The 13,703-nt window shown below is 38.2% G+C and carries 13 protein-coding genes and 2 pseudogenes; 13 read left to right on the forward strand and 2 right to left on the reverse strand.

Annotated elements, in window-relative coordinates; all coding sequences use genetic code 11:
* Positions 1-15 precede the first annotated feature (15 nt).
* Together STRDD10_RS01455 and STRDD10_RS01460 are read right to left on the reverse strand one after the other, a co-directional pair.
* Positions 16-297, reverse strand: a complete 282-nt coding sequence (locus STRDD10_RS01455; RefSeq protein WP_231853341.1) for a hypothetical protein — start codon at positions 295-297, stop codon at positions 16-18.
* A gap of 198 nt (positions 298-495) precedes the next feature.
* On the reverse strand, positions 496-816 hold the full coding sequence (locus STRDD10_RS01460; protein ID WP_067192533.1) for a helix-turn-helix domain-containing protein: 321 nt from the start codon (positions 814-816) through the stop codon (positions 496-498).
* 146 nt (positions 817-962) lie between these two features.
* On the opposite strand from STRDD10_RS01460, the gene STRDD10_RS11725 reads away from it, so the two are divergent.
* The 13 genes and pseudogenes from STRDD10_RS11725 to STRDD10_RS01520 all read left to right on the forward strand — a co-directional run bounded on the left by STRDD10_RS11725 (position 963) and on the right by STRDD10_RS01520 (position 13,665).
* The gene (locus STRDD10_RS11725; protein WP_269450109.1) at positions 963-1,097 is read left to right on the forward strand and encodes a hypothetical protein; all 135 of its coding nucleotides are present in this window, start codon (positions 963-965) and stop codon (positions 1,095-1,097) included.
* A gap of 53 nt (positions 1,098-1,150) precedes the next feature.
* Positions 1,151-1,765, forward strand: coding sequence for a DUF4230 domain-containing protein (locus STRDD10_RS01465; protein ID WP_231853343.1), 615 nt, complete (start codon positions 1,151-1,153; stop codon positions 1,763-1,765).
* 10 nt (positions 1,766-1,775) lie between these two features.
* Positions 1,776-2,966, forward strand: coding sequence for a DUF5067 domain-containing protein (locus STRDD10_RS01470; protein ID WP_067192535.1), 1,191 nt, complete (start codon positions 1,776-1,778; stop codon positions 2,964-2,966).
* A 366-nt stretch (positions 2,967-3,332) separates the two neighbouring features.
* Positions 3,333-3,860, forward strand: a pseudogene (locus STRDD10_RS10295) (transposase); the annotation flags it as partial.
* Between the two features lie 61 nt (positions 3,861-3,921).
* Positions 3,922-4,317 (forward strand): annotated as a pseudogene (locus STRDD10_RS01480) (transposase); the annotation flags it as partial.
* A 269-nt stretch (positions 4,318-4,586) separates the two neighbouring features.
* Positions 4,587-5,105, forward strand: coding sequence for a ribosome maturation factor RimM (gene rimM / locus STRDD10_RS01485; protein ID WP_067192539.1), 519 nt, complete (start codon positions 4,587-4,589; stop codon positions 5,103-5,105).
* On the forward strand, positions 5,095-5,829 hold the full coding sequence (trmD, locus tag STRDD10_RS01490) for a tRNA (guanosine(37)-N1)-methyltransferase TrmD (protein WP_067192541.1): 735 nt from the start codon (positions 5,095-5,097) through the stop codon (positions 5,827-5,829). The genes rimM and trmD overlap by 11 nt, the downstream gene beginning before the upstream one ends.
* Positions 5,830-5,845: 16 nt before the next feature.
* Positions 5,846-6,751 (forward strand): HAD family hydrolase, encoded by a 906-nt coding sequence (locus STRDD10_RS01495; protein WP_067192543.1) that lies wholly within the window; start codon positions 5,846-5,848, stop codon positions 6,749-6,751.
* A 144-nt stretch (positions 6,752-6,895) separates the two neighbouring features.
* Positions 6,896-9,238, forward strand: a complete 2,343-nt coding sequence (locus STRDD10_RS01500; protein ID WP_067192545.1) for an LPXTG cell wall anchor domain-containing protein — start codon at positions 6,896-6,898, stop codon at positions 9,236-9,238.
* A 197-nt stretch (positions 9,239-9,435) separates the two neighbouring features.
* On the forward strand, positions 9,436-10,473 hold the full coding sequence (locus STRDD10_RS01505) for a M42 family metallopeptidase (protein WP_067192547.1): 1,038 nt from the start codon (positions 9,436-9,438) through the stop codon (positions 10,471-10,473).
* Position 10,474: 1 nt separating this feature from the next.
* Entirely contained in the window at positions 10,475-10,921 is a 447-nt protein-coding gene (locus STRDD10_RS01510) for an HIT family protein (RefSeq protein WP_067192548.1), read from the forward strand.
* A 358-nt stretch (positions 10,922-11,279) separates the two neighbouring features.
* On the forward strand, positions 11,280-12,023 hold the full coding sequence (locus STRDD10_RS01515; RefSeq protein WP_067192550.1) for an ABC transporter ATP-binding protein: 744 nt from the start codon (positions 11,280-11,282) through the stop codon (positions 12,021-12,023).
* The gene (locus tag STRDD10_RS01520) at positions 12,013-13,665 is read left to right on the forward strand and encodes a hypothetical protein (RefSeq protein WP_067192552.1); all 1,653 of its coding nucleotides are present in this window, start codon (positions 12,013-12,015) and stop codon (positions 13,663-13,665) included. The genes STRDD10_RS01515 and STRDD10_RS01520 overlap by 11 nt, the downstream gene beginning before the upstream one ends.
* Positions 13,666-13,703 lie beyond the last annotated feature (38 nt).

The following is a 13,703-nucleotide window of genomic DNA, read 5'->3' on the forward strand; positions in this document are numbered from 1 at the left end:
TTTTTCTCTACCAAGTTAGGTCTCAGAGACTAGCATTTTTCGGCAGGATTTGCACTGAAAATGACGCTTTTTGAGACGGGTGAGTACCTTATAGCCCACATAATCTAGATAAGGGAATTGAGAGGCTTTCTGGAAGTCGTACTTGCCCATCGAACCGTCATAGGATGGGCAGGAAGGCGTGGCGTAGTCTAAGCGAGAGATGATTTCTTTGTGGGTATTTAGTTCCACAATATCGTTGATCTTGATGTTTGTGCCTGTTATTCCGAGGAGTTTTGTGGTAAGATTAAGTGTGTCCATGTGATTCTTTCTAATGAGGTTTGAACGCTTTTCATTATAAATCATGTGGGCTTTTTTGCTAAATAGAAAAAGCTCTATAATACCTGCGGTGGAGTTACCCACTACAGATATTATAGAGCCCTTTTTTATTCTCTTCAAACCTGTCAGAACAACAGTCTCCCATACTGTTGACCTGTCTTTGGCTAGCTATTGCCTGATTTAACGTTCTAAGCGAATAATCTCGCGGAAAATCTTGATATAGGTATCACGATTGGGCAGCCCTTGCAGCTCGAGAAGCAGGTCTGCGACCCCAGCATCGACCTGATCAGAGTAGGGCAGGAAAAACTCGCTGAGGGAGATTTCCAAACTATCCAAAAGTTTGACAAGGGTTTCCAAGGAAACCTTGCGCTTATTATTTTCGATGAAATTGATAAACTGAACACTCAGATCGCTCTTTTCAGCTAGCTCCTGCTGGGTAAGCCCTTTTTCTGCGCGTAGCTTGCGGATCTGTGGTCCGAGTTCTTCCAAGATGCGGGACATAGTTCTCATTCTCCTCTGTATAAACTAGTGTATAGTTTTTTAGATGAAAATTAAACCAACTATTGTTAGTTTTGTATAATTTATATTTACTTTTGTAGTGATTTCGGATATAATAATTACAAAAATAGTAGTTCAAGGAGATTCTTATGAAATACCTAAAATGGTCTGTGTTGATTTTGTTTGCCTTTCTGGAAGTTGGGCTCTTTTTCCTCAATCCTATGATTGCAGCGGTGGGGCTGATTGTGGGATTTATTGCAGTGAAAGGGCTGAATAAAAAATGAAACGTGGAGAGAAGAAAAGCAAAAAATCTATACAAGAAGTAGTCTTGGAGTGGGTGAAGAGGATTCTTGCCGCTAAAATTTATATTTGGGTTGTATTGGTGTTTGGGCTTGCGATACTAATGTCTAACTGGATGGGATTTTTCCGAGGTTCTCATGTAACCAATCAGACAACTGTAACTTACTCAGTGGTGACGAAGTTAGAGCAGGTCAATGAATTAGTCTTTCTTAACGCTGGTATTCGTGACGTTAAAACTATTAAAAATGATTTCAAGTTGCCTGGCACAAATTTTACAGTTCCTATGACGAGCAAGAAGGCTATTATCATTCTCAACTATATAGCTAAATTTGGGATTAAGCAGGCACCTCGTGTGATAGAGTTGAGGGAACATGAGTATCAGGTGGAAATCCCGAAATACCAAGTAATTGGTTTTGACTTGGTTAAAAAAGATCCCTATGTCCTCTACGACCAAAGAGGAGAGTTGTTTAGCCATTCTACTCAAAATGTTGATACTGGTAAGGAAGCGTTAGAAGCTCTTTCAGCTAAGGATAAGGAAAAATATCTGAAAGAATATAAAGATATGATTACCGAATCAGCGGAGAACTACTTTACCACCTTCATCAAGTCCCTAGACTCAGAAGCGAAGATTCGCTTTATCAACGCAAATTAAGGAGGTTTTTATGAGTCGTTTTCTAAAATTCTGTCAAGAAGATATCTTGACAACACTGTCCATCGCTATCGGAGCGCTTTCTGTGTTTCTTGCATTTTTCAATGGTATTCGTGCTTTCTCCCTATATCTGGGAATTATCGGTGTGGTGCTTTCGCTTATTGCCTTATTTAGGAAAAAGACGGTGCGTAAGCTATTTGCAGTTATTGGATTGAGCTTGTCCTTTGTCTCTGTTCCCCTCGCCTACGGGATGACCTATCTCACTTACGGCTTCTGGGCTGGTCAGATCGTTGATGGCTGGAAAACCCTCACATTAGGTGGTGTGGACTATACTGTTCCTGCAAACTGGGAACAAGAGGACAGTGACACGTGGGTAAGCCTATCACGCGGGAGTGCTACTATCCGTTTAACTGAGGGTATGGACTTGGGTGGCAATGCCTTTGCGGTTGGCTTGCAGAAATCGATGATTAAAGGGGAACTTTTCCGTGCCAGCCTGCAAAAAGGGATTGAAACAGGTTTTGATGCTAAGAATGTGACGGTGGAAGCGGTAGAGCAGTCTGAAATTAATGGAAATGAAGCTCATGCGTGGACCTTTACAGCTACTAGGGACGGTCAACAACTGCAAGGAAAGATTGTACTTGTCTTTCAGGGGAACAAGATGGTTATGGGCATGATTGGAGGTACTGGTAACCTTCAGCAGGTTTACTATGATGTCTTTGAGACTGTTATCGAGTCAGCTAAGGTCAATGAAACAAGTCAAACTCAAAGTACAATTTCGAACTCAGGGACAGATTCAAGTCAGTCTGAGGCGAAAGCGAGCTGGGATGAAGCTACGAAAACCCTGACAACTTCAGATGGGGTTCTCAAGATTGACCGTGTGGAAAAGACAACGACTTATGGTGGAGAGCCTGCGATTAAGTTTTACTTCACGATAACAAATAATAGTAATCGTGAGGAAAGTGCGATGTCTATCTTTATGAGTATGTTGGATGTACGTCAAAAGAATGCAAATACAGCAAATGAACTAGACCATGCTTATCTAGGCTTAACTGGTGAAGAGGATCATTTGACAGATAATCTAGTGCCAGGTGGTACGGTATCAGGTTACTATCCGTTTGAGTTGGAAGATCCGAATGCACCGCTAGACTTACAGTTCAAGGAAAACTATAGAAAGATTGGCTCTGCTACCTATAATCTTGACTAGACAAGAATAAGATTCTGATTTCTCAGATCCTTATTTCAGAATGAAGGCAAAGTTCTCACTCATCAAGAAAGCACATAGTTGCTTTCTTTTTTACATTTCAGTTACTATTTTCGACATTTCAGAAAACCATGCACTTATTTCTTACCTTTCTGCTATATTAAAAACAGGGATTATTATGAAAAAAGAGAGGGATTTTGTCCTCTCTTTTTTGGATTTTCTTGGTAGTAAGGTGTATAATAGTGTTAGAAACGTTTTCAAGGTGTACTTATGCTCCACAAGGAAAATCCAATCTACAACCGCAATCAAGTCGGTTTCTACAAGCTTGATGAGTTGGTTCCGCAAGACTACTTTCTCCGTAAAGTCTATGAATACTACGACTGTTACCTCTGTCCTGAAAACCAAGTACTCTCTTGCTCTACCACTAATCGCGATGGCTACCGTGAGTATAAAAGTGACCCTAAGCTTTGCGCAACCTGTCCGCTGTTGTCTGTTTGTACGGAAAGCAAGAAACACCAGAAGGATGTCACACGTTACATCTGGAAGGATTATGTAGAAGTTTGTGAAGATATTTACCACCAGAAGGGGACTAAGGAACTGTACCAGAAACGTAAGGAGACGGTGGAACGACTATTCGGGACAGCCAAGGAATACCATAATTTGCGCTATACACGAAAAAAGGTAAGTCCAAAATGAAGGCTAAAGTTGAGCTTGTTTTGGCATGCTTAAACATCAAAAAACTGGTAAAAATGATGGTGGGGAAGCCTTTTTATTTTGCGTTTTTAAGAGATTTTAGCATGTATTAGGGGGAGTTTGCTTGGAGGTATGAAAAAAGACAAACACCAAAACGATGTTTGTCTTCAATCTGAAGCAACGGATTTGCTGTTGCTTTTTTGAATGGTTGCGATAGTCTTGGTAAAATAGAATTGCTTAATAAACCATTTAGAAAGGCTATCCCATGCATATTCACTATAACACAAATCAAACAACTTTACCACTAGAAATCAGTTCTTTCTTGCCACAAGACCATCTCATCTTTACTATTGAAAAAGTGGTGAATACCTTGGAGGATAGTCACTTCCACGCCTTCTATCATGCCTTTGGTCGCCCATCTTATCACCCTAAAATGCTTGTATCTGCTCATCTATTTGCCTATTTACAAGGGATTTTCTCTGGACGAAAAATTAAAAAAATGATGATTGAAAATCTGGCTATGCAGTACTTAACAGGGCAGTTTGTTACCAGATATCGTACCATCAATCATTTTCTAGTCGCTGAAGGGATGGAAGAACTCATTCGTGATCTTTTCATCAACCTCAATCTTCGTTTAAAAATGGAAGAATTAGTGACCTTAGGAAGGTGATCCTTCTATACTTCTAGTAAGAGGAGAAAATGATTTTCTCAAACACCTAAATGCAATCATCACTCTATATCCTAATGTCCGTCAAATAGTGACTTCAGCTAGCAAACACCAAGCGATGAATGACAATATTGAGGTGTTTAACCAGCACGTTGGTGAATTTTTTTGAAGAACTTGTAACTAGGTAAGAGAGTTTCTCTCCAACTTGTGAAAATACCTGGAACGTGATAAAATAGAGGGGGAAAATAGATACAGGAGACAAGATGAACTACTTTAATGTTGGGAAAATCGTCAATACGCAGGGCTTGCAAGGTGAGATGCGAGTCATGTCTGTGACGGATTTTGCAGAGGAACGCTTTAAAAAAGGGGCAGAGCTGGCGCTTTTTGATGACAAGGATCAGTTTGTCCAAACGGTGACTATTGCCAGTCACCGCAAGCAGAAAAATTTTGATATTATCAAATTTAAAGACATGTACCATATCAATGCCATTGAAAAGTACAAGGGTTACAGTCTGAAGGTTGCTGAGGAGGACTTAAACGACTTAGAGGATGGGGAGTTTTACTATCACGAGATTATCGGTTTGGAAGTCTACGAGGGGAACAACTTGATTGGAACTATCAAGGAAATCCTTCAGCCGGGGGCTAACGATGTTTGGGTGGTTGAGCGAAAGGGCAAGCGAGATTTGCTATTGCCTTATATCCCGCCGGTAATTCTAAATGTTGATATACCCAATAAGCGGGTTGATGTGGAACTCTTAGAGGGTTTAGACGATGAAGATTGATATATTAACACTCTTTCCAGAGATGTTTGCCCCATTGGAACATTCGATTGTAGGAAAGGCTCGGGATAAAGGGGTGTTGGATATCCAATATCATAACTTTCGTGAACATGCAGAGAAAGCTCGGCATGTTGATGATGAACCCTATGGTGGTGGTCAAGGAATGCTACTTCGTGCTCAACCAATTTATGACACCTTTGAAACAATCGAAAAGAAGAATCCTCGAGTGATTTTACTGGATCCTGCTGGTCGGACATTTGATCAAACCTATGCAGAAGAATTAGCTCAAGAGGAGGAGTTGATTTTTATCTGTGGTCATTATGAAGGTTATGATGAACGAATTAAGAGTTTGGTGACGGATGAGATTTCTCTTGGTGATTATGTTTTAACGGGTGGTGAACTAGCTGCTATGACTATGATAGATGCTACCGTTCGTTTGATTCCAGAAGTTATTGGTAAACAGGCTAGCCACCAAGATGACAGTTTTTCGTCTGGATTATTAGAATATCCTCAGTACACACGTCCCTATGATTATCGAGGAATGGTTGTGCCGGATGTACTCATGAGTGGTCACCATGAAAAAATTCGTCAGTGGCGGCTTTACGAGAGTTTAAAAAAGACTTACCACCTTCGACCTGATTTACTTGAAGACTATCATTTTAGCTGTGAAGAGTTGGAAATGTTAGAAGAAATTAAGAAGGAAGAACTCAAGCAAATAGTGGATTGATTTAGAAGGGATAGTTATGATAACTTCAATCGTTTTTGATGTTGACGATACAATTTATGATCAGCAAGCTCCTTATCGTTTAGCGATGGAAAAGTGTTTTCCAGATTTTGATAGTGAAAATATGAATCAAGCCTATATTCGCTTTCGTCACTATTCGGATATCGGTTTTCCTCGAGTTGTAGCAGGTGAATGGACGACAGAGTTTTTCCGTTATTGGCGTTGTAAACAAACCTTACTTGAGTTTGGCTATCGACAAATCGATGAGAAAGCTGGATCTTTTTTTCAATCAGTATATGAAAAAGAACTAGATGAGATTACCATGCTTGATGAGATGAGAATGACCTTAGATTTTCTCAAATCAAAGGGTGTAAAGATGGGGGTTATTACTAACGGACCAACCGAGCATCAGCTTAAAAAAGTAAAAAAATTAGGTTTATATGACTATATTGAGCCTCACTGTGTGATTGTCAGTCAAGCAACAGGGTTTCAGAAACCAGAAAAGGAAATTTTTAACCTAGCCGCTGAACAATTTGGTATGAATCCTGAAACAACTTTATATGTGGGAGATTCGTATGATAACGATGTACAAGGGGCTGTAAATGGTGGCTGGCATGCTATGTGGTTTAATCATCGTGGCCGCACCTTAAAAGACAATATAGAGCCCATATTTGATTTGGAAATTGATAATTTTGAACAGCTCTATGGTGCTGTCAAGGTTCTTTTTGATTTACCAAATCATAAATACATCTTTGATAGCAACGATAAAGAAAATCGTGTTCTTCAGCTAGGGATTGAAAATGGTCTAATTTTAGCGGCTGAACGATTGTTAGTTTCTGGAATGAAGTTAGAAGATGTGGTAGAAATTCTTCGACTAAATGATTCCCAATCCAATTTATTGAAAATAAAATATAGTCACAATTAGCTTATTCTAATAGGAAAACTCGTTATGATCATAGGTATGTTTTTTTCTATCAGAATTTAAGTAACTGCTTGCCTTTTTTTTTCAAAAAAAGTATAATAAACTCGTATTGTATTTAAATGAGTATTGAAAGTTTGGAGTATTTATATGAAAACGAAATTATCAAAATCACTTTTAGCTACTAGCTTAGCAACAGCAGGAATTATCGTAGGAACGGAACAAGTTCATGCCGATTCTGAAAATCAAGAGAATACGGTTGCTGAAAATAATACAGAGGCAGGAAGTCCAACTATTACTACTACTGAACAAGTAACATCTAATGTAGAAAGTATTCTTAAAGAGAATGCTACTCCTCAACCTAGTGAAAATAAGGAAGAAGTAACAGAAATACTTGTTCAAATTGCCAAAGAACAGGTTGAAGATAGCCGACAAAAAATCACAGAACAAGTCAATATCACTAAGGCTGCTGAGTCAAAAGTTAATGAAGCAAATGCAAAGGTTGATGCAGCAAATCAAGAGGTAGCGCAAAAAGAACAAGATGTAAAAGATGCTACAGTTGAAATGATTGCTAAAACTGAGGAAACTATTGAAACAGCAACGTTAGAAGTAAGTGCACGTCAAGAAGATGTTGCCCAAACCAAATCAAATGAACAAGAAGCACAAAAACTAGTAGAGCAACAGAAAAATGTTGTTTCCGGTAAAGAAACTTTAGTTGAGATGGCACAAGCCGAAATTGCCAAAGCTGAGGAACCAATCCAAAGAGAAAAAGTAGCAGTAGAAGTTGCCCAAAAAGCCGTCGAAGCTGCTCAGCAGACTTTGAGCGAAAAACAAGCAGAGCTAGCAGATGCCACAACAACCCTTCAAAATCGTGATCAGTTAATTTCAGAAGCTCAACAAAAAGTTGCGATAGCTGAGCAAAATCTTGCTACAATTAATGAAACTATCTCGCAAAAAGAAACAGAACTAGCAACAGAGAAAGCAAAACCAGCAGTTAGCACAGAATATAGTTATAGCAACTTTCTTGATTACCTTCAAAGTCAAGTTAGTGATTCAGCTTATGCCAATCTTGTAACTCAAGCTCGTGCTGAATACGATAAGCATGGGACTGTTAACAATTCAAACTCTGGAAGTTATGAAAATGCTTTGACTGCTGTTCGTATTTTGCGTTCCGTAAATGAAGCAAGAAAAGCTGCTGGTTTGCCAGAACTGTATATTAATCCATTTATCAACTACGAAAGTCAAATTCAAGTCGAAGCATCTCGCTCTAAATTAAACAGTGGTAACCCACATTCAAATATTTATAATGCTAACGAAAATCTAGCTTGGGGTGGGAGTCCTGAATGGGCTGTAAATTACTGGCAGAATGAAAAAGCAGCCTACCAACAATTAGCTAATCAGTATGGTTTGCCGACCGATGAAACACAACTTGATGCTAATGCAATTTACATGAAGATCCCATCAGAATTTTATAAGGTTGGACACTATGTCCAAGATATGGGGAATCAGTTTAATGTTGCAACAACTGCCTATGTTGATACAATTAGTCAAATTGGTTTTCGTTCAGTAAGTAATCTACAAAGTCTGATTAACGCCGGTGTTGTTATGACAGTGGATCAGTATGAAAATAAGCTACGTGAGTTCTCAGCTGCACTTCAGTCGGGTGTAAGTAGCAATGCTAGCAAAGTTCAAGCAGAGCTTGATGCACTTAAAGCTCAACGTACAGGCTATGAATCAAGTTTATCAATTGCTCGTTCAGTTTACAATGAACAAATACAAGGAAAATCGACAGATCAAACAACTATGCAGTCTGCAGCCTCTTCGGTTTTAGTAGCACAAGAAAATCTAGTCAAAGCAAAATCGACACTAGAAACAAGTCAAAACAATTACACAGTTGCTTATGCAACCATCTCAACACAAGTTGCTCCATTACAAGGAAACCTTAAAGTTAAGGAAGCTGAATTAGCAGAATCAAAAGTGGAGTTGGCTCGTTTAGAAAATGCTTACTTACAAGCACAAGAGAAAGCAAAACAAGTCCAAAACTTACTCCAAAGATCAGAAGAAAATCTGGCAAAAGCGAAACAACGTCTATCAGATTTACAGAATGCACCTCAAAATCTCCTTGTAGCTAAAGCTTCATTGGCTGAGGCTCTTCTTCAATATAAAGATGCCTTAGAACAATATCAAAAAGAAGTAAACTATCTAAATGAATTGCAAACTATCTATGCTAAATTACAGACAACTTATTCTGAGTTACAAACAAAATATGACTTACTTCACCCAAATCAGGAAAACCAACATCCTGGTGTACGATTCACAGGAGTGAATTATAATGCTGCTAATGTAGTTGCAAGTGAAAAGTCTGAAACATCTAAGCAAAAACGGAAAGTCCTTCCAACAACTGGAACTCGTTCTAGCGAAGCTCTAGCTGCAGCAGGCTTAATCGTTGGTGTATCAAGTTTAGTAGCAGGGAAAAAACGGAAAGAAGACTAGTTTTCTAAAAAATTAAGTGAGAGTTTTGAGGTTATGATTGTCCTATCAATCGTATTTCCTCCTAAACTTATACTTAATACAAAATTCAAGGGTGGAACTAATAAGAGTTTTTGAACTCTGTTCCACTTTTTTTGTTCTTTATTGTTAAAAAAGATATGAAAAGAAGTTTATCAAACTGAAAATAGTATGGAGGAATTATGGATCACACTATTCAATATTTACAAGAGTTAACTGCTATTCCCTCTCCAACCGGATTTACAAAAGATATAGCAGAATATTTGGTTACGACCTTGGAAAACTTTGGTTATGAAGTCAAGCGAACTGCTAAAGGTGGGGTCAATGTGACCATCAAAGGTCAAAACGATGAGCAACAACGCTATGTAACTGCCCATGTCGATACACTGGGAGCCATTGTTCGGGCTGTTAAGCCAGATGGTCGTCTGAAATTGGATCGTATCGGTGGTTTTCCTTGGAACATGATTGAAGGGGAAAACTGTACTGTTCATGTGGCTAGCACAGGTCAAAAGCTATCAGGAACCATCCTCATCCACCAAACTTCTTGCCATGTTTACAAGGATGCTGGAACGGCAGAACGCACGCAGGACAATATGGAAGTGCGTTTGGATGCAAAAGTAACCAATGAAAAAGAAACGCGTGCCTTGGGTATTGAGGTTGGTGACTTTATCAGTTTTGATCCTCGCACGGTTGTGACAGAAACCGGCTTTATCAAGTCTCGCCATCTGGATGACAAGGTCAGCGCAGCGATTTTGCTCAATCTCCTTCGCATTTATAAGGAAGAGGAGATTGAATTGCCAGTAACAACTCATTTTGCTTTTTCAGTCTTTGAAGAAGTGGGCCACGGTGCCAACTCTAATATTCCTGCTCAGGTGGTCGAATATTTAGCGGTGGATATGGGAGCTATGGGCGATGACCAGCAGACAGATGAGTACACAGTTTCCATTTGTGTCAAGGATGCGTCTGGGCCTTATCACTATGACTTCCGTCAACATTTGGTTGCCTTGGCGAAAGAGCAAGATATTCCGTTTAAGCTAGATATCTATCCATTCTACGGTTCGGACGCTTCAGCGGCCATGTCTGCAGGAGCAGAGGTCAAACACGCCCTTCTCGGCGCTGGTATCGAGTCTAGCCACTCTTATGAGAGAACCCATATTGATTCTGTTGTGGCGACTGAGCGGCTGGTTGATGTTTATCTCAAGAGTGCCTTGGTAGACTAATATGTGCTTGATTTGTCAAAGAATTGAATCGATCAAGGCAGGGGAAAATCCCTACTTTGTAAAAGAACTAGAGACAGGCTATGTTGTTATTGGAGACCACCAATACTTTAAGGGCTATACCTTGTTTCTAGCAAAGGAGCATGTCACAGAACTTCATCATATGGAGACTTCTGTAAAACTTCGTTTTTTAGAGGAAATGAGTTTGGTCCAAGAAGCTGTTGCCAAAGCGTTTAAATCTGAAAAAATGAACATCGAACTTCTAGGGAATGGAGATGCCCATGCTCACTGGCACCTCTTTCCAAGACAAACAGGCGACATGAAAGATCATGGACTGAATGGCCGTGGTCCAGTCTGGTGGGTGCCGTTGGAAATAATGTTCTCAGAGCAATTCATTCCAAATAAAAATGAATTAACCAGATTGGTTGAAGATCTAAAAGATTTTCTATGAGTGGAAGTTGCAGTGAATTCCGTCTGGTGAAAATAAAATTTTTTCATTAGGTTAGCTTTGGTCTGACCATCAATTACTGTATGATGCAGTTATGACTATTATTCACAGAAGGCTGGACATTTTGGACCAGCCCTTTTTGCTATATTCTACCTGATATTGCCATACAGAACTTGAGGAACTTTCATTATCAATTGATTTTGAATATGAAAAGTGCTATACTGAATTCAAATATAAGTTTTTTATAGGAAATATCCTTATAAAATGGTCGTCTAGGCACATATTCTGTCTTTCTAGGCACACTTGATTTTATCTAGTGAAAAAATGGTACACTAATTGAGAAAAGTAAAGGAGATTTAAAATGATTGAATTTGAAAATGTAAGTAAAATTTATAATAAAAAAACTGCTTTAAGTAATCTTAATTTGACTATTGAGAGTGGGGAAATTGTAGGTTTGATAGGTCATAATGGTGCTGGAAAATCAACAACAATTAAATCTTTAGTCAGTGTCATTAATCCAAGTAGTGGTACGATTCGTGTAGACGGTATGGATTTAGCACAGCATCGTATGGTCATCAAAAAGAAAATTGGTTATGTAGCAGATTCTCCAGATTTATTCCTACGTTTAACAGCTAATGAGTTTTGGGATTTAGTTGCTTCAGCCTATGAAATGAGTCCTCAAGATATTGAAAATCGTCTAAATTATCTATTACAAGTATTTGACTTTTCGGATCATCGATTTGAAGTTATTGAGTCATTTTCTCATGGGATGCGGCAAAAAGTATTTGTTATTGGAGCGCTCCTTGCTGATCCTGACATTTGGGTTTTAGATGAACCGTTGACAGGGTTGGATCCGCAAGCTGCATTTGACTTAAAAAATATGATGCGACAGCATGCTGAGAAGGGAAAAACCGTTATTTTTTCTACTCACGTGTTAGAGGTGGCAGAGCAACTATGTGACCGAATTGCTATCCTGAAAAAAGGTCATCTAATTTTCTTTGGTAGCATAGCAGAATTAAAGGAACAACATCCAAATCAATCGTTGGAATCCATTTACCTTGGTCTTGCAGGTCGGAGAGAAGAGGTGGTTACAGATGCGTCTTAATGCTCTAAAACGATTAATTGAAATCAATATCCTTTACTCAGCACAGGGAAGTAGTTTAAGTAATCTTCGTAAAAAGCAATCAAAAAATAAAACGAAACGTCTGAATGTTGGACTAAGGATTATATCGTCCTATTTTTTCCTTTGTATCGTTTATCTTGTTCTATTTGGAATCCAGGCCTTCTTTACTCCATTAAAAGAGCATCCTGGTATGTTTAGTAACATGATTGGTATTTTCTATATTTTTATGTTTTCACAAGGATTTTTATCTGTTTATAATGTCTTTTATGAAAGCAAAGATTTACAATCCTATAGACCCTATGCATTTACTGAATCAGAAATCATGCTATCCAAAGGCATCGCCGTTCTTTTGCCAATTCTGATGGGGGTTTTTCCAATCATATGTTATGTGCTCGCGCTTAATTTACAATCTGGTCAATCTATTTTTCTAGCCTTTCCTATCTTTCTGATTACTATAGCACTTATTTTTTTAAGTTTAGCCTTTCTGCTCGTTACAAGCGTACATTTTTTAACGAAAACCTCTATTTTTAGAAGATATAAAAAGTTAGCTTCTAATATCATAATTTCTATAGGCTTTATAGCAGCTCTTGGTTCTATCATGCTAGTCAATGGGATTAACGCTTCTGTTGTAGATCGTACCTTAGAATCTGGACGAATGGTAGATCAGATTTCCTACTTTTACCCCATGATGTTTTTACATAGTTTAGCTGTATCACCATTTTCTGTTAAAAGTATTCTAGGGTTATTAGCCTGGTCCATTATCGTTATTCTGCTCTTTTTCATTATTAAAAAGAAAGTTTTACCTGAATTTTATGAAACAGCAGTAGTTACTAGTGAAATTACGGATGTTACTGTTCGTAAAACAAGGATTTCTGTAAAAGGACAGAAGAGTTTTAAACAGTTTGTTTGGTTTTATAATTTAGGTATGATTAGTCAAGGGTCTACCTTTGTTCAAACAGTATTGCTTTCAGCTATCATGCCTTATATTATACTGTCTGGAGTTTTTATCGGTATGATGAAATCAGGGGGCCTAAATAAGTTACTGAGTCTACAGTTTCTATTACCGTCCTTACTTTTAATTCTTCTAATTGCTACTTTCAACTCTGGTGGAACAAATCTAACATCTGTTGGAATTTCATTAGAACGAGAAAATTTTGATTATCTAAAAAGCCTGCCATTTGATTTTACAACTTATCTGCAGTTAAAATTTTGGGTACTTTTTACAATTCAATCGATACTTCCAATTATATTACTTGAAATTATTAGTATCTATCTAGGAGCTCCTCTATCTATTCTTCTTATCTTTTTTGTTTATTGGTTGGTAGTTAGTTTAGCTTGGAGTGCTTGGGGATATTACCGTGATTATCAGTATTTAGTGACGAATTGGTCTAGTGTAACAGAACTTATGAATCGCTCTAATAAATTGGTGCAAGGTTTAGTCATGCTCGTTTTATTTGCTGGTCTAGTAATTGTAGCAGGATTGAGTTATCTAGTTCTATCACATATAAGTAAATCGATTGGGATCCTTATTGGCCTAACATTTTTGGTTCTAACAACCTTTCTTTTCCTATTAGTGGCCCATTATTATTTTAAAAAATTAAAAAATGCCGTGGTAAAAGGATAACTTTAAAATCATTTTTTAACAGAATTGATGCCCTATAT

The sequence above is a fragment of the Streptococcus sp. DD10 genome, from assembly GCF_001578805.1.
Classification (GTDB): domain Bacteria; phylum Bacillota; class Bacilli; order Lactobacillales; family Streptococcaceae; genus Streptococcus.

Bases quoted from the DNA above. Each gene is read 5' to 3' on its own strand.
- STRDD10_RS01455 (WP_231853341.1), bottom strand. From the start codon at position 297: ATGGACACACTTAATCTTACCACAAAACTCCTCGGAATAACAGGCACA.
- STRDD10_RS01460 (WP_067192533.1), bottom strand. From the start codon at position 816: ATGTCCCGCATCTTGGAAGAACTCGGACCACAGATCCGCAAGCTACGC.
- STRDD10_RS11725 (WP_269450109.1), top strand. From the start codon at position 963: ATGAAATACCTAAAATGGTCTGTGTTGATTTTGTTTGCCTTTCTGGAA.
- STRDD10_RS01470 (WP_067192535.1), top strand. From the start codon at position 1,776: ATGAGTCGTTTTCTAAAATTCTGTCAAGAAGATATCTTGACAACACTG.
- rimM (WP_067192539.1), top strand. From the start codon at position 4,587: ATGAACTACTTTAATGTTGGGAAAATCGTCAATACGCAGGGCTTGCAA.
- trmD (WP_067192541.1), top strand. From the start codon at position 5,095: ATGAAGATTGATATATTAACACTCTTTCCAGAGATGTTTGCCCCATTG.
- STRDD10_RS01495 (WP_067192543.1), top strand. From the start codon at position 5,846: ATGATAACTTCAATCGTTTTTGATGTTGACGATACAATTTATGATCAG.
- STRDD10_RS01500 (WP_067192545.1), top strand. From the start codon at position 6,896: ATGAAAACGAAATTATCAAAATCACTTTTAGCTACTAGCTTAGCAACA.
- STRDD10_RS01505 (WP_067192547.1), top strand. From the start codon at position 9,436: ATGGATCACACTATTCAATATTTACAAGAGTTAACTGCTATTCCCTCT.
- STRDD10_RS01510 (WP_067192548.1), top strand. From the start codon at position 10,475: ATGTGCTTGATTTGTCAAAGAATTGAATCGATCAAGGCAGGGGAAAAT.
- STRDD10_RS01515 (WP_067192550.1), top strand. From the start codon at position 11,280: ATGATTGAATTTGAAAATGTAAGTAAAATTTATAATAAAAAAACTGCT.
- STRDD10_RS01520 (WP_067192552.1), top strand. From the start codon at position 12,013: ATGCGTCTTAATGCTCTAAAACGATTAATTGAAATCAATATCCTTTAC.